This window comes from Lelliottia wanjuensis, assembly GCF_030238365.1.
GTDB classification, from domain to species: domain Bacteria; phylum Pseudomonadota; class Gammaproteobacteria; order Enterobacterales; family Enterobacteriaceae; genus Enterobacter; species Enterobacter wanjuensis.
In genome coordinates this window covers 247,872-269,654 of the sequence record NZ_JASSOT010000063.1, presented here as the reverse complement: position 1 = coordinate 269,654, position 21,783 = coordinate 247,872, and the positions used below count along the sequence as shown (strand labels likewise).

The 21,783-nt window shown below is 54.0% G+C and carries 15 protein-coding genes and 2 pseudogenes; 8 read left to right on the top strand and 9 right to left on the bottom strand.

The annotated features are described in order from the left end of the window. Nucleotides 1–12 precede the first annotated feature (12 nt). Nucleotides 13–516, top strand: a complete 504-nt coding sequence (cheW, locus tag QQF33_RS15170; RefSeq protein ID WP_282495451.1) for a chemotaxis protein CheW — start codon at nucleotides 13–15, stop codon at nucleotides 514–516. A 1,167-nt stretch (nucleotides 517–1,683) separates the two neighbouring features. Here the strand turns inward: cheW and QQF33_RS15165 are convergent. The 9 genes and pseudogenes from QQF33_RS15165 to QQF33_RS15125 form a co-directional block, all read right to left on the bottom strand. Beyond that, nucleotides 1,684–2,000, bottom strand: a pseudogene (locus QQF33_RS15165) (RHS repeat-associated core domain-containing protein); the annotation flags it as partial. A 109-nt stretch (nucleotides 2,001–2,109) separates the two neighbouring features. Then, the gene (locus tag QQF33_RS15160) at nucleotides 2,110–2,469 is read right to left on the bottom strand and encodes a hypothetical protein (protein WP_285149443.1); all 360 of its coding nucleotides are present in this window, start codon (nucleotides 2,467–2,469) and stop codon (nucleotides 2,110–2,112) included. Nucleotides 2,470–2,649: 180 nt separating this feature from the next. After that, on the bottom strand, nucleotides 2,650–3,159 hold the full coding sequence (locus QQF33_RS15155; protein ID WP_285149444.1) for a hypothetical protein: 510 nt from the start codon (nucleotides 3,157–3,159) through the stop codon (nucleotides 2,650–2,652). A 269-nt stretch (nucleotides 3,160–3,428) separates the two neighbouring features. Beyond that, nucleotides 3,429–3,824: a hypothetical protein gene (locus QQF33_RS15150; protein WP_285149445.1), complete on the bottom strand. Its 396-nt coding sequence runs from the start codon at nucleotides 3,822–3,824 to the stop codon at nucleotides 3,429–3,431. Nucleotides 3,825–4,176: 352 nt separating this feature from the next. Continuing rightward, nucleotides 4,177–4,404, bottom strand: a pseudogene (locus QQF33_RS25870) (RHS repeat-associated core domain-containing protein); the annotation flags it as partial. 158 nt (nucleotides 4,405–4,562) lie between these two features. Further along, nucleotides 4,563–5,027, bottom strand: a complete 465-nt coding sequence (locus QQF33_RS15140; protein WP_285149447.1) for a hypothetical protein — start codon at nucleotides 5,025–5,027, stop codon at nucleotides 4,563–4,565. Between the two features lie 30 nt (nucleotides 5,028–5,057). Beyond that, a complete protein-coding gene (locus QQF33_RS15135; RefSeq protein ID WP_285149448.1) occupies nucleotides 5,058–8,996 on the bottom strand; it encodes an RHS repeat-associated core domain-containing protein in 3,939 nt (1,312 codons plus the stop codon). Between the two features lie 43 nt (nucleotides 8,997–9,039). After that, complete coding sequence (locus QQF33_RS15130; RefSeq protein ID WP_285149449.1) at nucleotides 9,040–11,112, bottom strand: type VI secretion system Vgr family protein; 2,073 nt, start codon at nucleotides 11,110–11,112, stop codon at nucleotides 9,040–9,042. Nucleotides 11,113–11,460: 348 nt separating this feature from the next. Then, nucleotides 11,461–12,720 (bottom strand): dicarboxylate/amino acid:cation symporter, encoded by a 1,260-nt coding sequence (locus QQF33_RS15125; protein WP_282494692.1) that lies wholly within the window; start codon nucleotides 12,718–12,720, stop codon nucleotides 11,461–11,463. A 428-nt stretch (nucleotides 12,721–13,148) separates the two neighbouring features. Between QQF33_RS15125 and QQF33_RS15120 the strand changes: the two genes are divergently transcribed. From QQF33_RS15120 to tap, 7 genes are all read left to right on the top strand, one after another. Further along, nucleotides 13,149–13,718, top strand: a complete 570-nt coding sequence (locus tag QQF33_RS15120; RefSeq protein ID WP_285149450.1) for a Csu type fimbrial protein — start codon at nucleotides 13,149–13,151, stop codon at nucleotides 13,716–13,718. A gap of 14 nt (nucleotides 13,719–13,732) precedes the next feature. Next, entirely contained in the window at nucleotides 13,733–14,281 is a 549-nt protein-coding gene (locus QQF33_RS15115; RefSeq protein WP_285149451.1) for a Csu type fimbrial protein, read from the top strand. 17 nt (nucleotides 14,282–14,298) lie between these two features. Then, nucleotides 14,299–15,048 (top strand): fimbrial biogenesis chaperone, encoded by a 750-nt coding sequence (locus tag QQF33_RS15110; RefSeq protein WP_390888258.1) that lies wholly within the window; start codon nucleotides 14,299–14,301, stop codon nucleotides 15,046–15,048. Continuing rightward, nucleotides 15,024–17,408: a fimbria/pilus outer membrane usher protein gene (locus QQF33_RS15105; protein ID WP_285158088.1), complete on the top strand. Its 2,385-nt coding sequence runs from the start codon at nucleotides 15,024–15,026 to the stop codon at nucleotides 17,406–17,408. The genes QQF33_RS15110 and QQF33_RS15105 overlap by 25 nt, the downstream gene beginning before the upstream one ends. Then, nucleotides 17,405–18,370, top strand: a complete 966-nt coding sequence (locus QQF33_RS15100; protein WP_285158087.1) for a Csu type fimbrial protein — start codon at nucleotides 17,405–17,407, stop codon at nucleotides 18,368–18,370. The genes QQF33_RS15105 and QQF33_RS15100 overlap by 4 nt, the downstream gene beginning before the upstream one ends. 84 nt (nucleotides 18,371–18,454) lie before the next feature. After that, nucleotides 18,455–20,122: a methyl-accepting chemotaxis protein II gene (gene tar / locus QQF33_RS15095; protein WP_285158086.1), complete on the top strand. Its 1,668-nt coding sequence runs from the start codon at nucleotides 18,455–18,457 to the stop codon at nucleotides 20,120–20,122. A 43-nt stretch (nucleotides 20,123–20,165) separates the two neighbouring features. After that, nucleotides 20,166–21,767, top strand: a complete 1,602-nt coding sequence (gene tap, locus QQF33_RS15090) for a methyl-accepting chemotaxis protein IV (protein ID WP_285144229.1) — start codon at nucleotides 20,166–20,168, stop codon at nucleotides 21,765–21,767. Nucleotides 21,768–21,783: the final 16 nt, after the last annotated feature.

Genomic DNA, 21,783 nt, shown 5'->3' with positions numbered 1-21,783 from the left:
GAAGGTAAAAACATGACCGGTATGAGTAATGTAACGAAACTGGCCGGCGAGCCATCAGGGCAGGAATTCCTGGTTTTCACTTTAGGCGATGAAGAATACGGCATCGATATTCTTAAAGTGCAGGAGATTCGCGGCTACGATCAGGTGACTCGCATTGCCAACACACCTTCCTTTATCAAAGGTGTGACCAACCTGCGTGGGGTAATCGTCCCTATCGTCGATCTGCGCGTGAAGTTCAGCCAGGGTGACGTGGAGTATAACGACAACACCGTGGTGATTGTCCTGAACCTCGGCCAGCGCGTCGTCGGTATCGTGGTGGATGGCGTGTCTGACGTGCTGTCCCTGGCTTCCGACCAGATCCGTCCGGCTCCGGAATTCGCTGTGACTCTGTCAACCGAATACCTGACCGGCCTCGGCGCACTGGGTGACCGTATGCTGATTCTGGTGAATATCGAAAAACTGCTGAACAGCGACGAAATGGCCCTGCTGGATATCGCGGCAAGCCACGTGGCGTGATGTGCCTCATCATTCTTTTTATGAATGATAAGTTAGAGTGTGTTAACCAGGAATGAACGTCACAAGAGGACCGCGAGGTCCTCTTGTTGATTTTTTGACCGGACGTTACCTATCATCATCCATTGGCATTCGTATTGAGTGTGAGAATTTATGCGTGGCGATATGATATGCATACTTAAGAATCACCAGACACTATCACTCATAGTAGTGAGACCGATGCCTGTATATCATACCCGACATGTTGCTTTATGAGTTGTAGAAAATAATGACATACCGGTTTGTGATAATAACTATATTATTAATATAGCTTAACTTTAAATGGCTACATTTATCATGCGTTTAGGATAGTGGGCGTGGGAAAAACTCCCTTTCACTGTTTAGTAAATGCTGTCTCTCGACCTTATGGGTGTTGCCTAATAATTTCAATGATAAAGATGATGCTCCAAAAGAGAAAGTATGGCTGTCACTATTGGTAATGATATTCCATTTAAAATATTGCGGGAGACGAAGTGTTGTTTCAATTGCCTCCCTTTGTATATCAATGATATACACTCCGCTTTCCGAAGAAGTGTAGTTACTGTTTGACCAGGATATTCTTGCATTTAAATCTGTAACATGGTGAAAAGAAAGTAAGGCTTGCGATACGGAGAATGTCTTAATTGTAGTTTCAGAACATTCTCCCTATTGCAAAATATGGTCTATATCAAAAACAAGTGTAGATTCCTCGTTTTTTTCATAGCCAGGCAGTAATATTCCATGGATTGCATTGTCATGGAAAGAATAGTTTTCGAAATCATACTTCATAGAATTGACTCCATTTTATCAAGGTGCAACACCACATCCTCCAAATACATGCTTTGCATGTTTGCACTCACACGTTTTTGGTATCTGCCTGTTCACATCATAATGCCAATGAACAGGACTTCCTGTTTTTGCCATACATCCATGGCTTCCCTCGAGTGGATCCGGGTCCCTGCCCTGTTTTTCATAATGAGTTACTTTGTTAAACATTTCACCTGCTGGTGGACTGCATGGCGGGCACTCTTCTTCCTCTGTATCACTAAATGTCTTATTAAACCACTTTGTGAGAGCTTTCGCTGCGTTGTCATTTAGTTCGCTTGAAGGGTTCGATACCCAGGGGACAGGTATTGGTGGGAGTGGAATAGCAAACAATCCTAATGGATCTTGCCTGTTTACTGGAGCTAATGGATAAACATATCCATTAGCTCCACCCGACAACCCAATTGGATCCTGCGTAATATACCGTCCCTGCCTCGGGTCATAATACCGGTGCCGGTTATAATACAGCCCCGTCTCAACATCGTACTGCTGCCCCGGTAGGCGAATAAGCTGTTGCAGACTTTCCGGGTTCTCTTCGTGCAGCAGGTTTCCCCATTCATCAAACTCGGCCTGCCACGCAATGTGGTCGTGAGTGTCAATCAGCGCCAGCCCCGGTGATCGCTGTGGTACAGGTGAAACTTCCGCTCTTAGGTATATGGCTGCACTGTTAGCTGTGCCCGCTGAACTGGTCACTCCATTTTATTTGGCGGGGGTAGCTAACTGTAGAATATACGCTATTTCCAGAACTCACCCTTATGAATTATCACGCATTGAAGCAATTGAATAAAGCCGGGAAATATATGATTCCTTCATTAATTCCTTCAAGTCATTATCAAATGCCTCACACTTTATTATATAAGAGCGAACATCATCAGCCATCAGTTGCTCTAAATCAAGAAATGTCAAATTAATCAATTTAATCAAGGTGTCTTTATCCGGATTTCGTCTTATCCACCAATGAAATGCTCCGTTCCTATAATGTTCAGAAGATTCCTCATCATTATCTTCACGATACAGATTAATCTGGTTTTTAAATAACACGTCAGGATATAGATTGAACGTTATCCATTCAATAGGGAAATGCATTTTCATTAAAAAATGCTCTTTTTTCATTTTATATGTTCTCCTTATACTTCATCGGGGTTAGTTATTTCCCCACCTAGATACTCAAACACTGAACACATATTAGAGTCACCTTGTAAACACAGCTCACGAGCCCCACCATCTGATAATTGTTTTACAATACCGGGTAGACTGAAAAACCTGCCTGTTTTAAACACCTGTTTCACCCGGTTAGTAAGAGCTTTTTAATATATCTAAAGTTCTGATTGCCACTGACAGAGACATACACTCTTCTTCATTACTAGCAAAATCTATTTGCCATAGCACCCATGCCTGAAGAACTGCATACTCCTCAACGGTTAATCCCGTCCACCGGTTGATGAAAAAACCCTCCCAATTATCAACATTTGGACTTCGATTAAGGTTGGAAATCAGAACCTCGCACACAATCAGACCAGGTATGTTGTCTGATAGCGATGCCTTTAATATTCCAGGAAGAAAATATCGAAATGCATCAGGTGAGAAATAATGAATTACCTCGAAATATTTCTCCCATAGTGACGATGTCGTTTCAGACCAGCTAAGTGCTGAGAATATGTTGACTTCAGACAGTTCATCATGGGGTAACACATGACTGTATGCCAGAACCTCTGGTTTAGTGCGCCATGAAAAAGCTTTTTCAATTTGCTCAGTTAATGCCATTACTTCAAGAGATTTGCACATGCTGAAACTTTCTCCCATGCTGTTGCCTGAGGCGCTAAATGATCTTCGTCCCCTCCACCATAACAAACGTTGTCTCTATGTAAACAAGCCTGTGCGAGGGCCATCCAGTCATTAACTCCTGTGGCAGCAACATGGGGCAGGTGTACATATGTATTCCTCTAACCGCGGTGTATTCTGGCTCCATCGGCCAGCTGCTGCTGACCAATACAGTTCGGGATTTTAGCATTTCATATGCCATTAAAAATAGAATTTCAGTCATAAATAATATCGACAACCATCTGCCAAGTTTATTTTGATAGTGTTTTCTTCAACAAGATACTGAGTGTAAATCCAATGAAAATATCAACAAAGGCCAAACTGAAAAAAATCAACAACAGCCACATACTACCAATCCATCCTGGAAAGTCTGTGGGTTGATTCTGCTGATAAATAAAAATATTATACAATGCAATGGATGTTGCTATTAAAAACGCATATACACAACATAACCACCATGCGCCAAAATTAATACACCATGCTACTCTGGCGCCACAAATAAATGGGAGAAGCCAAACAGTGATTGTAATTAAATTTTCTGATAAACCCAGTCTATTATATAAATAAACGGGTGTGTTTTGCAAAGCAAAAAGTAAAAAAACAAATAGAAATATCCATATTAACTCTGTCAGGAATATTTTTTTCATTTTATCCTTCACCTAGATTAGAACCAAATACGGGTGCACGGTTATAACCCGGTTCTCCAGGTTGAGGTCCCGGATTCACTGGGGAATTGGGCCATAATGTTTTAGGAAGAAACGCTCCGCAAGCCTTCATTGCCTGTTCTGCACAATGGCAGCAGTTAAATTCAGTGAAATTATAATTCTCCCCTTTACAATTTTTCATAGCTTCTCTAATGCATTCATCTAATGATGAGCTTTGCTGCTCTGTGCAAATCGTTCCAGCTTTATTAAGTGCGGGATCTGCATGAACGCCTTTATTGTCAAAGCTTGAAGTTGTTCCATCTTCAAATTTTATGTAACAATGTCTTGCGTATGGAACTGGAATGGGATCGAATTTCCTATGACACATTTGATAAAGACCTGGTGGGTCTATGAATTCATTTGGATTTAAAGCGTAAGAGTATGCACTCCATCCCCCTCGTAATCCAATCGGATTCTGCGTAATAAACCGTCCCTGCCGAGGGTCATAGTACCGGTTCCGGTTATAATACAGCCCCGTCTCTGTATTGTACTGCTGCCCCGGAAGACGAATAAGCTCTTGCAGAGGTTCAGAACCTCCTCCCTCAACAGTTTTCATGATCCATCATCTTCAGGCCGGGAAATGAGTCCATTAGTGTCTGCGTTAGACTTTTGGCCGCAATTTTAGATATGCAGTCCCGTGTAATTTTGCTTTTTCACCCAACTCTTCGCTTTAGCCAAACGTCATTTTCGCTCATCATTTAATAAATATTGTCGATTTACTGTCATTGGTGCTCCAATTAACTCAAGTGACATTGATGATGCTCCAAATTTTATGATGCTATTCTTGTTAGTTGTAAGAATTTCCCACTCGTAATAATTCTCTGCTCGCGGAGCAAGTGGGGATTCTATTTTTCTTTTGATTATATCAAGAATATAGATGCCTGAACTATAACCTGCATACTTGGTGTATTGAGTATTCCCCCAAGAGATATCTAAATTTAAGTCGCTAACATCATGAAATTTTAGTAGTGCTCTTGATACCGAAAAAAGTGATTCACCTTCCTTCACAGAACAGTGAACCCACTTAACTATATGGTCAATATCAAAGTGTATATCAGAACTAAAATCACCAACTTCTGACGCAAAGATAACTCCACGGATTAGGTTGTCATGGAACTGATGCTCGTCAACAATATTTGTATTCATAAATTTTCCTCAATAGATTAGTTGGTTCTTTTAAGGCGTTCCACAACCGCCAAAAACATGTTTCTTAGGATGGCAGTCGCATGTTTTAGGGTTTTGATGATTTTCATCATAATGCCAATGTATCGGGCTGCCAGTCAGTACTTCGCATCCATGAGATCCATCTTCTAAGCCTCTTCCTTCATGCGATTCATAGTGAACATCAATATTAAACTTCTCACCTACAGGAGGGCTGCATGGCGGACATTTTTCCTCCTCAGTCCCACCAAAAGTTTTATTAAGCCATTTAGTTAAGCCTTTTGCTGCCTTGTCATTCAAATCGTTGCAAGAATTCAACATCCCAGGAACAGGCATTGGCGGAAGCGGGATAGCAAACAATCCCAGAGGATCCATTCCCGTCAATGGATTCAGCGGGTAGCTATAGAAATTAACTCCACCCATGAACCCAATCGGATCCTGCGTAATATACCGCCCCTGCTGCGGATCATAATAGCGATGCCGGTTATAATATAGCCCCGTCTCTGCATCGTACTGCTGCCCCGGCAGGCGAATAAGCTGTTGCAGACTTTCCGGGTTCTCTTCGTGCAGCAGGTTTCCCCATTCATCAAATTCCCCGCTCCATGCGAGGCTGCCGTCTTCGTTAATTAAGGCCAGCGGCAGCCCCCGGTGGTCGCAGTGGTACAGGTGGATTTTCCGGGCCGGGGTGTATTCCGGCTCCATCTGATTTTTCATCTGCTCCGGCGTCAGGCCGCACTGTGCCAGCCACTGGTGGCTGTGGTCGCTGAGCTGGCCGGTCTGCAGTTCGCATTCCAGATTATCCAGCATTGCGACCAGCTCCGGTACAAAATCCACTCCCGCGTCCTGTTGGAGTTTCTCTGCCAGAGTGCGACGAATGGCTTTTGTCAGCTCACCGGTGGCCGTTTCGATGCGGATTAACGGCGCGAAGGTGCCCGGCTGGTAAATCGTCTGGATGCGGGTGGTGTCGGTCTGGGTGGTGGTCAGCCGGTCGCCGTCCCAGCCGTACCACACGGATTCAGCGGGGGCGGTCGGGAGATACCAGATACCGTCGTATACCCGGCCGTGCCAGACCTGTTTGCAGATACGGCGCCCGAGCGGGTCATACGCGTAGCGGCTCTCGGTCAGCAGGTGACCGCTCTGCCTCTTTTGGTAGTGTGTCAGCCGGTGCTGGTTATCGTACCCGTAGTGATGGGTAATGCTCCCGTCCCGATGGATACGGCGCTCGTCTTTTTCTGTCAGGCTGCCGTGGACGTCGTAATGATAAAAATGCTCTGCGTCCTGAGTGATGCGGTTATCCCGCCACACGTCCGGCAGAGTTTCCTGTGCCGCTGTGCGGTTCCCCGCCGGGTCAGTCGGGGTCTGTTGCGACAGGTCGTGATGCGCGGACTGTATGTGTGTGCTGAGCAGGCGTCCGTTCTCATACCCGTAGTCGCGCTGGTCATGCGGGCCGCGGATGTGAGTGAGCTGTCCGTCCGCATTCCAGGTGTAGTCCCGGCTGAGCTGCGGGATGTTGAGGTGGTGGCTCTGGAGCTTTCCGCCGGGCGTGTACATCGTCGCCAGCTCATAGCCACCGAACCGGCGCTGCGTTTCCCGGTGCAGGCGGTCACGGGTGTACTCGATGAGCGGCGTGTCGCCGAGCTTCATCCCCGCCAGGTAACCAGAGCCATACGTCAGCCATTCCACGGGCGGCAACTGGTCCGGGGTCAGGCGGCTCGCCATGCCCGAACGATAGTCATGCCGGGTGACATGCTGCCACAGCAGGGTATCTGTTTCGGGACAGTGCACCGTCTGGCGCTCGGCCGTGAGACGGCCTTCGGGGCTGTAGTCATATGAAACCGTGACGCGGTGTCCTTCGCTCAGATGGCTGATACACGTCAGCCAGCCGCGTTCTTCGTAGCACCACTGCTCTGCGGGTTCACCGTCAACCATGCGGCTGAGCAGGCGTCCCGCGTCGTCATACTGCCAGACGGTAGTCAGGCTTTCGTCTTCGCTGTGAACCAGTTGCCCGCTGGCGTTGTACCGGTAGCGTCTGATGCGTCCGTCAAAACCGGTCTCCTGCGTCAGACGGTCCAGCGCATCGTAAGCGAATTCAGTGTGGCTGCCGTTCTCGTTAATAAGCGTGGTGACGCGACCCGCGACGTCGTACGCCATCCGCCGGGTGAGGGTGCCCTGCGCTGCGAGGACGATATTTCCCCGGGTGTCAAAACCGGTTTCGCTGCGCTGACCGTCAGGGCTGATAACCGCCGTCAGGTCGCCTGCGACGTTGTATTCGTAGCGGGTTTGCCGGCCTGTGGCATCTGTCTGGCTGACCAGCCTGCCGCGCGCATCGTATGCCCGGTACTGGCTTAAGCCTTCCTCTCGATGGACAGCCGTCAACTGCCCGAAGCGGTCATATTCATAGCGGGTTTCATATCCCGAACAGTCAGTATAAGAAAGCAACTGGCCGTAGCGGCTCCAGGTCATCTGCTTCTTGCTGCCGGTGGGGTCTTCGGACGCAGTCGGGTACTCGCTGTGCGGGTCATCATACGCATAACGCGTCACGTCGCCCTGGCGTGAGGTGTCGGCGGTCAGCCTGCCCAGGTCGTCGTACTCCTGCCGGCTTTCCAGCCCGTCCGGATACACCGTGGCGGTCAGCTGACGCTGGCTGTTGTAGTAAAATTCCGTGAGCCTGCCGTCCGGCGTGACCGTTGCTGCCAGCAGGCCCGAGCCGGGACTGAGCCGGTATTCAGTCCTGCGGCCTGCCGCGTCGGTCTGCGCCACCAGGCGGCCCGCGTTGTCGAATTCACTCTGTGTGATGCTTCCGTCGGTGAATTCCTTTTTCACCACCCGCTTCAGGCCGCCTTCGCCTTCGGTGTGCAGCACCTCGCGACGGTTCAGGCTGTCGGTGATGACCGTGTGGTGTTTTTCATACTGGTAGCGGTAGCTCAGACCGTCCGGGTTGTGCTGCTCCGTCACCTGCCCGGTGGCATCGTAGCGATAGGTCGTCTGCGGCCTGCCCGTATACTGATGGGCCACCATCCGGCCCGGATGCCTGTCGTCATACGTAAACTGACGAACCTGCGTGCCGCTGCGGTCATACGCCGCGGAAAGCTCGCCGCGGGGCGAATAGTCGTAACGCGCCAGAGGTGCTGCGGGCAGGTTGTCCGGATACTCCGGGTCGTGTGCCAGCCAGACTTCGGAAAGACGAACACCAGTGGCTGTGCTGGTCAGCCCCAGCCGGAAGCGGCGGCCTGCGCCGTCGGTCACTCCGGTGATGCTCCCGGCAAACTCACCTGAAGGGGCGCGGTGAAACGTCAGCGTGCGACCAAAATTATCCACCAGCCCGGTCAGCACCCGGTACGGCGGGAGCGGGGCGGGCAGGACTTCGTCCACGGACGGCACGCGCTCCGCCCAGCCGAGCAGCCACCACGGGCCCTGCAGGCTGTTGGTGGCCAGGTAAATGTTGGGGCTGAGGCGGACGTCCTCCGGCAGGGCCTGCCAGAGACGGTGCAGGGGATGGACGGCATTCAGGTTCAGCACACCGCCGCGTGCCAGCCAGAAGGACTCCGTGCGGCTGAACGCCACCTCGCCCGGCAGGAGCGGGTCAAAGTGAATGCTGCGCCCGCCGTTGTCGTTGAGGATAAGTTCATTGTCGCGAAGTTGCAGGCGGATATCGGAAGGCGCTTTCCAGCCGGGACCAAAAATACCCTCTGGCGCCGGGGTTCTGGTGCGGTAACTGCTGTAGGTGCGCGACAGAACAAAGGACAGCGGGCCGGGGAGTGCGAGGTCCGTTTCGCCGGGCAGGACTTTGGCCCCGAGCAGCGGGTTCACCGGACTGCCGGACACCACACCGCCCGGACACACCGAACAGGCGACGCCGGTCGGTGCGCCAATCATCACCCCAAGGCTGCCCTGCACAATCGGGCCGCCGATGGCGGTCATATCGCCCTGGCGGGCGGCGGGTTTTCCGCTCATGGTCAATTCCTTTTGTGAATGTTCAGATAATCCATGGTATCGACTAGGCCTGAGGCGGGGTTTCTGCCACGCCGCAGTTCCAGTTAATCAATAACCCGTCGCCGCTGATTGCCCCTGCACCCTGCAGGTTGATGGTGGTACCGTTAAGAAATATTTTTCCATCCTTGGTCAATACCAGACGGGCCATACCACAGCACAATTCAAGATGATCGCCAGCTGAGTAAACCGCTACTTTTCCGGTACTTTCACTCTTATTTTTCCCAACAGTAAAGGTGACGTTTTCCCCCACGCTAACGTCATAACCTTTACCAACCAGAAGAGATTTCTGTATTCCAATCTGTGAGGATTGTGTCATTGCCACAGAGGTGTTCATCACTCCGCCCACCGTGGTCTGGTAGGCAACACCGACCGTCAGTGCCCGGGCCACGCCGACCGTCTCCGCCTGATTCAGGCCAACGGTAATTATTTGGTTTTGCCCCACGGTCTCTTTCTGGTTTTGCACCACCGTCTGGATCTGGTTTTGCTTCACGGTAATCATCTGGTTTGCGCCGATGGTTTCCATGTGATTCACTTTCACGTCGGTTGTGCGGTTGTTAAGGACCTCGGTGTCCATGTTTTTCTGAGCATGGATATAGACTTGCTCATTACCGGTCGCATCATCGAATTTCAGTTCGTTGAACCCGCCGCCTTTGTAGGTTTTTGAACGAAGCGTCATTTGGGTTTTGGTCCCAGGCAGGCTTCCCGGAGAGCGGTTATCTTCGTGGTAGGTGCGGCCCATCACAATGGGTTGGTCCGGGTCGCCATTGAGGAAATCGACAATCACTTCCTGACCCACACGTGGAATGGCGAGATGACCGAACCCCGCTCCGGCCCAGGACTGAGATACACGCACCCAGCAGGAACTGTCCTCGGTTGCGCCGTGATATCGATCCCAGCGGAATTTCACGCGGATGCGCCCATGCTCATCGCAGAAGATCTCTTCCCCCGCTGGGCCTGTGACCACTGCGCTCTGCGGTCCGTCCACTTTCGGCTTTGGTAACGGGTTCGCACGCCAGGTTTTATCTGCCGGAACGACCGCAAACAGGTTGTTCAGCGTGGTGCCATTGCCCTGACTTCCATGCAGGGCCTGCGGTTGTTCGCCGTTCAACATGCTGCTTATCACCTGCCAGTCGCGGTTGAGCGTTTGTACAGGATGCCCAGTGAGAGTGAAGATGACGCCGGGCGACAAGGTGGGTGAGTTGCTGGCACAGGTGGCCGTTTCTGCATTGTTACGCAAGCCTTCAATCTGATAGCGGGCAAAATCCTGCCCATGTTGTTCATCTTTGAAGCGACCCGGATAATCGAAAATTTCATACTGTGTGTATTGCCCGTTCAGATTTTCCCCGGGTTGCCCGTAATATCCCGGCCACTGAGGGACTTTGAAGGTATAGTCCTGCGTTTCGACGGAAGAAGGGCGAATCTGAGCCTGATAGCTAAAGGCGCTGATACATTCAGTGGAAACTTCTGTGGCGGTATTTGGATTAAAAGGGAAACTACCTGCAGTGGATAATCCGGCCACGCCATCACAGAGCGTCAGTGTTTGGGCCGGACCGTCTTTTGCCATTTTGTCGTAAAAGAAAATACCTTCTTCTGACCACAGGCGAGCGAGAAATGCGAAGTCGCTCTCCCCGTACTGAACGCAAAATTCTCTCGTCGGATGATCTTCGTAAAATACGGGCTTCCAGTCAGTGATGCCGTTTTCATTAAGGAGAAGGGCAGAAATAGTCTGAATGTCCTGCTGCTGAAAACTGCGGAAATTTTGCCGCAGGGCGCTGCGCCAAAGAGGAGGATGGATACGCAAATGGTATTGCATCTGCCAGCCGTTGTTTTCTTTCATTCCGAAGGCTGCAACAGTACCGCTGACATAACGTAGCGCCTGCGGCCCTTGCCAGATAGTCAAAGTGGCATTTTTCTCCAGCAGTTGTTCGGCTGTTTGATTAAATGAATCGCTTGCAACATCCACTTCCAGAACAAAGGGTGAGGAGTAGTTCTGAGTTAATCCGAACCTGACCACGGCAAAAGTATTTGTCGCCAGACCCTCGACTTCCAGTGTAAAACGCAGTCCATGTAATGACATATCTCTTCCCTGTTGTTAATGAAAACCGGATGGAAATAAACGGCAGTGTGGCAGAGCGAAAATGTTTCAGGTAGTACAGCATCGGACAATATAAGAAAGAGTAGGGGATACACTGTCGTGGTTTTTTCTTTTTTGACTGGGGTCAATAAGTTAGAGCTATTGTCCGTTAATGATTAAATAATTAATCATGTGCACTTTAAATTATTATTGTTGTATATGAATGGTTTTTTTAAATTTGTGGGATGAATAAATAAAATGATGAGATGGGTATCAGGAAAATGTGGGAAGTAAATTCAGATTAAAAAAACAGGCCGGGTAAGCGTCAGCGCCACCCGGCTTTTTTACACCTTACGCTTCCTGCTCCACCAGCTCTGGCTCTTCTTCCAGCAAGCCCTCATTCTGCGCCAGCATCGCGGTGGCGATCCCGTTGCCCAGCACATTAATCGCCGAGCGGCCCATGTCGAGGAAATGATCGATTCCCATCAGCAGCAAAATCCCTGCAACCGGAATGTTGAAACTCGGGATAGTCGCGGCGAGCACCACCAGCGCGGAACGCGGGACACCGGCGATGCCTTTTGAGGCCAGCATGAGCGTGAGCATCAGGACGGTCACTTCGGCAAAGCTCAGATGAATATTGTAAGCCTGGGCGATAAACATCGACGCAAAGGAGCAATAGACCATCGAGCCGACCAGGTTGAAGGAGTAACCAATCGGCAGGACGAAGGAGACGATATTGCGCGAGCAGCCAAAGCGGGTGAGCTGCTCCAGCGTTTTCGGGTAAGCGGCCTCTGAGCTACTGGTGGTAAAGGCCACCAGTACCGGATCTTTCAGCATGCTGACCAGGCGGAAGACCTCTTTTTTCAGCACCATATAGCCCACCGCCAGCAGCACCAGACAGGTCAGCAGAATGGCGACGTAATATCCGCCGATAAACGAGGCGTAGTTGAGCAAAATGCCCAGTCCCTGCGTGGCGATAACTGAAGAGATGGCGGCGAAAATCGCCAGCGGCGCAACGTACATCACGTAGCCGGTCACCTTCAGCATGATATGCGAGACCACGTCCAGCGCGGCGACCAGCGGGGCGTTGAACTTCTCGCCCAGGGACGCGCCGCCGATGCCGAAGAACATCGAGAAGACCACGATCTGTAGAATTTCATTATTCGCCATCGCGCCGACAATACTGGTCGGAATCGTGTGCGACAGGAACCCCTTCAGCGACATCCCGCTGACCGCCAGCCCGGTGTCAACAGAGCCCGCAGGGATCGTCAGGTTCAGGCCCGTGCCGGGCTGCTCCAGGGTGACAATAAACAGACCGACCAATATGGATAGTACCGAGGAGCTGATAAACCACACCATCGCTTTCCCGCCGACGCGGCCAATGGTGGAGGTTTCGCCGAGCTTCATAATGCCCACCGTCAGTGTGCTGAACACCAGCGGAGCGATCACCATTTTGATCAGTCGGAGGAAAATATCGGTGAGGAGTGTGATGTTGTCTGCCCAGGTCGCGATAGCGTCGGCAGACGCGTACTCGTGAATGACTGCCCCTGAAAGAATACCCGCCAGCATGAAAATCACGATGAAGAGCGTGAGTTTGTTTGCACTTGCCACGAAAAAAGACCCTCTGTTTATGCGCCTAAGTTGTCATCAGTGCGCTGAGTCATATGTTTTTTTTATTTCAGCGCACAAATACATTCATCGCATAAATTGAAGTAAAGCGAATGCAGATACAACAAATTTTTAAGTTTTATTAATTTTGTTGCTAACGGGTGAGCGATATATTGTGACGCTAATCACATTATTGTGAATATATCCTCAACAAAGCGGCGTTTAAACCTATCGCACAACATGTAACTTATTGTTTTAAATTGGAATAAAACATCAATAGGGCAAAGGTATGAGGTCCAATTGCCCTGGTGGTTGAACCGCGATCCATAAACTAAATTCTCAATAAGCGCTGATTGGGAATGTTAAGTGGTGCTAACAGATTGAGTGGTATAAATAAAATACGAAGGGCAACACTTTCTGGAGGGCTGTAAATGAAAAGTAAACTCCTTCTGATCTGTACGGGCGGCATGCTGGTTTTCGTAGCGCAGCAGGCGATGGCGGTGACCAGCAGCGGGACCATCGGTGCCACGTTGACACTAACCAACGGCTGTCTGATCAACGGCTCTCCGACCCAAAACGGCATCAACTTCGGTAGCCTCGATTTCGGGACCCATCCCGCCACTTTCTCCACCCTCACCACCCAGTTAGCGGGTGCCAGCGGAGGGAACACCTTCACCATCCAGTGTACGACCGCCAGCTATACGGTGGCGATCACCGGAAACACCAACTCCACCGCGCCGGGCACCGTTGTCGGCACGCCGGGCACGCCTGCGCGCTACCTGGTGAATACCGCCAACACCGCGCAGGGCGTGGCCTACAGCCTGTTTAGCGACAGCGGATTTAACAACGTGATCGCCAACAACGCACCGCTCCCGGTGGCCTCCACCGCAGGCGGCGTCGACAGCTACACCCTGTATGGCCGAATTACCGGGGGCGGGAACAGCGTCACCGTGGTACCGGGAACCTATACGGACACCATTAACGTCAGCGTGACCTACTAGTTCCAGCGCCGGAAATGACCGATGTCATCTCACGTCTGCGAAAAATCGCAGAGGGAAAACTGCGCCTTTTATTTGTGCTCATCGCCGGGGTAGCGGCAGTGGGAACGGCGCACGCGGTCACCTCGCAGTCGTTTCAGGTGTCGGCGACGATCGTGCCGGGCTGTTCGGTGACAACAGGCACCGGCGGCGTGCTCGGGACGCTTAACTTTGGTACGCGATCCGGCGTTGCGACCGGGCAGGTCAGCACCAGCTTTGTGCCGAACGGCTCCTTGTCGATCGCCTGCACGCCCAACGTCGCCCTGAGTATGAGCATCGACGGCGGGCAGCACTACTCTTCGGTGCGCAGGATGCAGCGGGCCAGCGGGACGGAAATGGTGGCCTACCGCCTGTACAGCAGCAGTTCGCTGGCGGCTAACAGTGAGATCGGGGTCAATCAGGCGGTGCCGGTGACCTATACCAATAGCAACAATATTGCGCTGCCGCTGTTTGGTGTGGCGCTGCTGACGGGGTTTAGCCCGGCTGGCACCTATTCAGATCAACTCACTGTGACCTTGTCATGGTGAACTAAGGGAGAAGGTCAATGAAGGCATCATCTATTCGCTATGGCGTACTGGGGATGTGGGCCGTACTGGCCGTGATGACGGGGAGGGCCAACGCGGCGGCGACCATTCTGCTGTGGCCGATCGACCCCTGGCTTTCCGCGGATACCAAAGCCACCGAGCTGTGGATCCAGAATCAGGGTAACAGTGCCACCACCATGCAGGTGCGCATAATGCGCTGGAAGCAGGAGAACGGTTTCGAGCGCTACACCGCTCAGCAGGATGTGGTCGCCAGCCCGCCGATTGTCACCATTGGCAAAGACGGCAAACAGTTGATTCGTCTGATCAAACAGAACGACGTTCCGATGGGCGTCGAGCAAGCCTACCGCATTATCGTCGACGAAATTCCTCAGCCCGGCGACAAATCCCGTCCCGAAATCGGCCTCAAAATCCAGATGCGCTACTCCATTCCGCTGTTCGTCTACGGCCAGGGCATCCCGACGATCAAAGAGGGGGCGCATCACGCCCTGGCGGAGCCGCAAAACCTGAGTTGGAAAATTGTGCAGGAGGACGGTAAACCCGCCCTGCAGGTACGCAATCGGGGCGATGTCCACGTCCGTCTGAGCCAGGTGGTGCTCGACAAGCGGACCATCGCCGACGGCCTGCTGGGGTACGTCCTCCCGGACAGCACCCGCAGCTGGCCGCTGCCGGCAGGCGTGCATCAGGCAAGCCAGATGAGTGCGCAAATTAACGCCGGGAACGCGCAATGGCAGTCGGCGCCCGCCCACTGAAACCGGCGATGATCATCCTGCTTTGCGTGACGACCAGCGCCTGGGCCGAAAACGGTGATGACAGTTTTCCGCCGCCGCCGGATGCGCAGGCGCTCAACAGCGAGGCCGTCTTTCAGCTCTCGGTGGTGATCAACCACTACGACACCGGCCTGGTGGTCCCCGTCACGCAGCGCAACGGGACTTTTTTTATCTCCAGCGCCGATCTGCTGCGCGCCGGTCTGCCGCCGGAACAGGTGCCGAACGGCGAAGTCGATCTCTCCCGGCTGGCGCATGTCCGCGTGGAGTATGACAGTGCCGCCCAGCGCCTGCTGTTGAGCGTCCCGCGCGACTGGGTATCGAGCCGGGTCACGCCCTTCGGTGGACAGACCGCCCAGAGCAAGCCCCAGTATGGCAGGGGCGCGCTGCTCAATTACGATCTCTACACCAACCACACGGAACACATCGGCGGCCAGGCCTCGCTCTGGCACGAGTTCCGCTATTTCAATGAAAACGGGTCGCTCTCTTCAACCGGGTATACGCGCAAAAGTTTTGCCGGCGACTCGGGCCAGCAGGAAGGGTACGTCCGTTACGACACCACGGTGATGATCACCAATGAAGACGACGCCACCACCTGGACCGCCGGGGATGTGATCAGCGATGCGTTAAGCTGGAGCAGCAGCGTACGCATGGGCGGGATCAGCTACGGGCGCGACTTCTCCCTGCGCCCGGACCTGGTGACCTGGCCGCTGCCGGAGTTTTCCGGCGAAGCGGCGGTGCCGACGTCGGTGGATCTGTTCATCAACGGCTACCGTTCCGGCTCGACGCAGCTCCAGCCCGGCCCGTTCACCCTCACCAATCTGCCCTACATCAACGGTGCAGGGGATGCGGTGCTGATCACCACCGATGCGCTCGGGCGCCAGGTCAGCACCACCATGCCGTTCTATGTCACCAGCGATCTCCTCAAGCAGGGGCTGAGCGACGGGGCGGTGACGCTGGGGAGTCTGCGCCGCAGCTATGGCATCAAGAATTTTGACTACGGACCGGCGGCGGGCAGCGGCTCGTATCGCTACGGCTTAACCGACTGGCTGACCCTGGAAGGGCACGGCGAAGCGGCAGAAGAGTTGGCGCTCGGCGGGGCGGGAACGGTGGTCAAACTGGGGCAGCTCGGCGTGGTCAACGGCTCATACACCCGCAGCCGAATGCGAGGCGACGACGGCGGGCAGATCAACTGGGGCTATCAGTACAGCACCAGCGCCTTTAGCCTCGCGACGCAGCACTCCCGGCGCGATCGCGGATACGGCAACCTGGCGCTCTACGACCAGCCGACTATCTATGATGAGCACGATCAGCCCATCGCCAGCCTGAGCCGCAATACCGACCAGTATTCGCTCACTTTTAATCTCGGTAACTACGGCAATATCGGCGCGGCGTGGATTGGCGTGGAGAGTTTTGACAACCAGAAAACCGAGCTGCTGAACCTCTCCTGGAGCCGCAATCTGTGGGGAAGCAGCAGTATTTATCTCGCCGCCAGCCGCGACCAGCAGCGCGGCGACTGGACGGTGGCGATGTCCCTGCAAATTCCAATAGGCGAGCGGGACAGCGCCGCCGTCACCTTTGAAAATACGCCGGATTCCGGCAGCACTCAGCGCATTAACTACAACCACTCGATGCCGTCCGACGGCGGACTGAGCTGGAATATGGCGTGGGCGAATCAGTCGAGATCGCAAAACTATCAGCAGGCGACGCTGGGCTGGCGCAACAACAATATTGAAGTGCAGGGCGGGGGATATGGCGAGCAGGACATGATGACCTGGTGGGGCGAGGCGATGGGCTCGATCGTCCTGATGGACAACGAACTGTTTGCTGCCAATAAAATCAACGACGCCTTCGTGGTGATCAGCACCGACGGCCACCCGGACGTGCCGGTTAACTACGAAAACCAGCCGGTCGGCAAAACCAATCACAACGGCTATCTGCTGGTCAGCGGCGTATCGGCCTACTACCCGGCGAGCTACAGCATCAACACGCTCAATCTGCCCGCCGATACGCGGCTTAAAGAGACGGAGCGCCGCGTCGCCATTCGCCGTCACAGCGGTTATCTGGTGGATTTCCCGATGGAGCAGGAGCGAGTGGCGAGCGTGATTCTGCACGATCCGCAAGGGGAGGCGATCCCCGTCGGCAGCCAGGTGAAACGCGCGGCGCGCAGCACGGCGGTGGTCGGGTATGACGGCATCGCGTGGCTGGAGAATCTCAACAACGTGAACCCGCTGGAAGTGATTCTGCCGGAGGGGAAACGCTGCTATGCCACCCTGACCATCGGCGCGAATCCGGATCACAAGCTGCAAACCTTCGGGCCGCTGACCTGCCGGGAGGCCCCGTGAAACGCCTGCTGATCGCCCTGATGTTGCTGATGTTCTCGGGCGGTAGCTGGGCGGTGTGTAACATCAGCACCGTCAATGCGAATTTCGGCAGCGTGACGTCGTTTGCCTTGAGCGGCACGGGCGAAGTCGAAACCACCGGCACGCTGGTGGTGAGCTGCGATGCGATCCTGAACCTCATCACCAATGACTCCGTAACCCTGAACTACACCGCCGCGACCGTCTCAGCTAACAGCCGCGCGACCATGAAACGCACGGACAATGCGACCATCACCGATGTCATTCCCACCCGGCTGTGCGGGCTGTCGGGCTGTTCCGGCAGCAGCGAAGTGCAAATCGCCAAAGCCTATACCTGGAGCGGCGCAACGCTGCTCAACCTGCTGGGGGCCAAGCAGTACAACATCCCTCTTTATTTCCGCACGGTAGCGGGGCAAAACGTGACGGCGGGGCCGTATCAGGTGGTGCTGACCTTTAGCATTAACTACAACGTCTGTTCCGTCGGGGCCGTCGGACTCTGCCTCACGCCGCAAACCGGCACCGCCACCACCAGCATTACGCTCAACATGAACGTCACCAACGATTGCAGCGCGATGACCACGCCGAACGTCAACTTTAACAGCGCGCCGCTGGTGCAAAATTTTCCCACCGTCTCGCAGGCCATTTCCGTCACCTGCACCAAGGGCAGCACCTACACCATCGGCATCAACAATGGTGCCAATGCCTCGAATGGCGTGCGCCGAATGGTAAGCAACGGTAATTATATTAATTACGACATTTATAAAGAGGCGACCAGCAACCGCTGGGGCGGTAGCGGAACCGAGCGCTGGACGAGCGCCACCTCATCACAGGTCAGTACTGACGGGCTTCTGCGCACCTATAACTACACCGCCAAAGTACTCACCGGCCAGACAACTCCCCCCGCCGGAACCTACTCCGACACCCTGATCGTCGACGTCGCATTCTGAGCCGACGTTTTTCCCTTTCGCAAATGTAAAGTTCCCGCAGCCTGTGCCGATAACACCACTAATAATTCTTAGAGAAGGTGTTGTATGTTGAACCGTATCCGCGTTGTCACAATGCTGATGATGGTGCTGGTCATTTTCGCACTTCTTCAGCTTATTTCCGGTGGGCTGTTTTTCTCATCTTTAAAAAATAACCAGCAGAGTTTTGCTGTTTCCAATGATTTACGTCTCCAGCAGAGTGAGCTGACGTCGACCTGGGATCTGATGCTGCAAACGCGTATCAACCTGAGCCGCTCTTCCGCCCGCATGATGATGGACCCGAACAATCAGCAGAGCAGCGCGAAAACCGATCTGCTGAAAAATGCGCGCGCGACCCTGGCCGATGCCGCGAAACACTACGACGCCTTCAAAAAGATTACGCCGCTGCCTTCCATGGTGCAGGCGAGCGAAAACATTGACGAAAAATACACGGCCTATGCTGCCGGACTGGCGGAACTGACCCAGTTCCTCGAGAACGGCAATATGGACGCCTATTTCGCCCAGCCGACGCAGGGGATGCAAAACGCCCTCGGTAAAGCGCTGAGCGAATACGCTACCGCCAGCAGCGAGCAATACCTCGCGGCCTTCAACGAAAGCAAAAGCGACTACCACTTTGCCAAATGGCAGATGGCGATCCTGGCCCTCGCGCTGGTGATTGTGCTGGTCGGCGTGTGGTACGGCATTCGCGCCATTCTGCTCAACCCGCTGGCGCGGGTGATCGGTCACATTCGCGAAATCGCGAGTGGCGACCTGACCAAAACGCTGGTGATTTCTGGTCGCAACGAAATCAGCGAGCTGGCGGGCAGCGTCGATCACATGCAGCGCTCTCTGACCGACACCGTCACCAACGTGCGTCAGGGATCGGATGCGATCTACACCGGCACCAGCGAAATCGCCATGGGCAACAACGATCTCTCCTCGCGTACCGAAGAGCAGGCCTCTGCCCTGGAAGAGACCGCCGCCAGCATGGAAGAGCTCACCGCTACCGTGAAGCAAAACGCCGATAACGCCCGTCAGGCGGCGCATCTGGCTGAAAGCGCTTCGGAAACCGCCCAGCGCGGCGGCAAGGTGGTGGATGGCGTGGTGAAAACCATGCACGAGATCGCCGGCAGCTCGAAAAAAATCGCCGATATCATCAGCGTGATCGACGGGATTGCCTTCCAGACCAACATCCTCGCCCTGAACGCCGCCGTTGAAGCGGCGCGTGCGGGCGAGCAGGGGCGTGGCTTTGCCGTCGTCGCCGGGGAAGTGCGCAACCTGGCGAGCCGCAGCGCCAACGCGGCAAAAGAGATCAAATCCCTGATTGAAGATTCTGTCGCTCGCGTCGATACCGGCTCCGTGCTGGTTGAAAGCGCGGGTGAAACCATGAACGACATCGTCAACGCGGTGACGCGCGTGACCGACATCATGGGCGAAATCGCCTCTGCGTCCGATGAGCAGAGTCGCGGGATCGACCAGGTGGCGCTGGCGGTGTCCGAAATGGATCGCGTCACACAACAAAACGCCGCGCTGGTGCAGGAGTCCGCGGCCGCGGCCGCTGCGCTGGAAGACCAGGCGAGCCGTCTGAAGATGGCCGTCTCGGCGTTTCGCCTTACCTCTGGACCACAAAATACGGTGGCGTCCCGGGCAGTCTCTGCCGGGGCCGTGCCTGCCGCAAGGATGAACAACACCCGCGCGCAGGCCGCCGGACAAGAAGAAAACTGGGAAACATTTTGACTGACATTTAACCGCGGCTAATGACCGCTTGATGGGAGCGTGGATGTTAAATCGTATTCGTATCTCGACCACACTGTTTTTGATTCTGATCCTTTGCGGTGTGTTGCAAGTTGGCAGTAATGGATTGTCTTTCTGGGCTTTTCGCGATGGCTATCAGAACTTACAGGAAGTTGAGACGAGTAATCAGCAGCGCTCCTCGCTCGCGCAAACCCGCGCGGTGCTTTTGCAGGCCAGCACCGCGCTGAATAAAGCGGGCACATTAACGGCATTAAGTTATCCGCCTGATGACATCAAGGCGCTGATGACCACCGCGCGTGACAGTCTGAAACAGGCCGAAGCGCAGTTTAACGCCTTCGGCGCGCAGGAGGCGCTCAGCGACAAAGCCAAAGCGCTGAAAGCCGAGATGCAAAAGGGCTATAGCCAGTGGCATAGCGATCTGGAGCATCAGGCCACCTGGCTTGAGAACAACCAGCTGTCAGATTTTCTGACGGCGCCGGTACAGGACTCCCAGGCCGCGTTCGATAAAAGCTTTAACGCCTGGCAGCAGGACATGAACCAGTTCGTTGAAGAGGCGAGCAGCGACAGCCGCACCAGCTATCACATGTCGGGGGTGATTTTCGCCACCGTGGTGATCCTGGCGCTGCTCCTCACCGGCGGGGCGCTGCTCTGGTCGCGCAAGATGATCGTCCTGCCGCTGGCGATTATCAGCAGCCATTTTGACAGCATCGCCAAAGGCAACCTGGCGCGTCCGGTGGCGGTGTTTGGTAAGAACGAAATTTCGGCCATTTTTGCCAGCCTGAAAGCAATGCAGGGATCGCTTCGCGAAACGGTGACCGATGTGCGACAGGGCAGTTATGCGATGCACACCGGTATTTCCGAAATCGCGGCAGGGAACAACGATTTGTCGTCCCGTACTGAGCAGCAGGCTGCGTCTCTGGCGCAAACGGCGGCCAGTATGGAAGAGCTGACGGCCACCGTCAGCCAGAACGCCGACAACGCCCGGCAGGCATCGGACCTGGCGAAACAGGCGGCTTTAACGGCGAAGAAGGGCGGGGATCAGGCGTCGCATGTGGCCAGCACCATGCAGCAGATCGCCACCAGCTCGCAGAAAATTGGCGACATTATTAGCGTGATCGACGGTATCGCGTTTCAGACGAACATTCTGGCATTGAACGCCGCCGTTGAAGCGGCGCGTGCCGGTGAACAGGGCCGTGGTTTTGCGGTAGTGGCAGGCGAAGTGCGCAATCTCGCCAGCCGCAGCGCGAACGCGGCGAAAGAGATCAAGGTATTGATTGAAGAGTCCGTCTCTCGGGTGCAACAGGGTTCTCAGCTGGTGGATACCGCTGCCCACACGATGACGGAAATTGTCACCTCGGTGACGCGTGTAAACGACATTATGGGCGAAATTGCTTCCGCCTCAGACGAACAGCGTCGCGGCATTGAACAAGTCGCACTGGCCGTGACGCAGATGGATCAGGTAACGCAACAGAACGCTTCTCTTGTTGAAGAAGCGGCTGCCGCTACCGACCAGCTCGCAAACCAGGCCGATCATCTGACGGGTCTGGTCGCCGTTTTTAACGTAAAAGAGCAAGTCGAAAAAGTAGCAGAAGTCGGGCGGTCACAGGCCGTGCCAGTTGTAACCTGAAAGTGATAAAGAAGGC

Bases quoted from the DNA above. Each gene is read 5' to 3' on its own strand.
- cheW (WP_282495451.1), top strand. From the start codon at position 13: ATGACCGGTATGAGTAATGTAACGAAACTGGCCGGCGAGCCATCAGGG.
- QQF33_RS15160 (WP_285149443.1), bottom strand. From the start codon at position 2,469: ATGAAAAAAGAGCATTTTTTAATGAAAATGCATTTCCCTATTGAATGG.
- QQF33_RS15155 (WP_285149444.1), bottom strand. From the start codon at position 3,159: ATGGGAGAAAGTTTCAGCATGTGCAAATCTCTTGAAGTAATGGCATTA.
- QQF33_RS15150 (WP_285149445.1), bottom strand. From the start codon at position 3,824: ATGAAAAAAATATTCCTGACAGAGTTAATATGGATATTTCTATTTGTT.
- QQF33_RS15140 (WP_285149447.1), bottom strand. From the start codon at position 5,027: ATGAATACAAATATTGTTGACGAGCATCAGTTCCATGACAACCTAATC.
- QQF33_RS15135 (WP_285149448.1), bottom strand. From the start codon at position 8,996: ATGAGCGGAAAACCCGCCGCCCGCCAGGGCGATATGACCGCCATCGGC.
- QQF33_RS15130 (WP_285149449.1), bottom strand. From the start codon at position 11,112: ATGTCATTACATGGACTGCGTTTTACACTGGAAGTCGAGGGTCTGGCG.
- QQF33_RS15120 (WP_285149450.1), top strand. From the start codon at position 13,149: ATGAAAAGTAAACTCCTTCTGATCTGTACGGGCGGCATGCTGGTTTTC.
- QQF33_RS15115 (WP_285149451.1), top strand. From the start codon at position 13,733: ATGACCGATGTCATCTCACGTCTGCGAAAAATCGCAGAGGGAAAACTG.
- QQF33_RS15110 (WP_390888258.1), top strand. From the start codon at position 14,299: ATGAAGGCATCATCTATTCGCTATGGCGTACTGGGGATGTGGGCCGTA.
- QQF33_RS15105 (WP_285158088.1), top strand. From the start codon at position 15,024: ATGGCAGTCGGCGCCCGCCCACTGAAACCGGCGATGATCATCCTGCTT.
- tar (WP_285158086.1), top strand. From the start codon at position 18,455: ATGTTGAACCGTATCCGCGTTGTCACAATGCTGATGATGGTGCTGGTC.
- tap (WP_285144229.1), top strand. From the start codon at position 20,166: ATGTTAAATCGTATTCGTATCTCGACCACACTGTTTTTGATTCTGATC.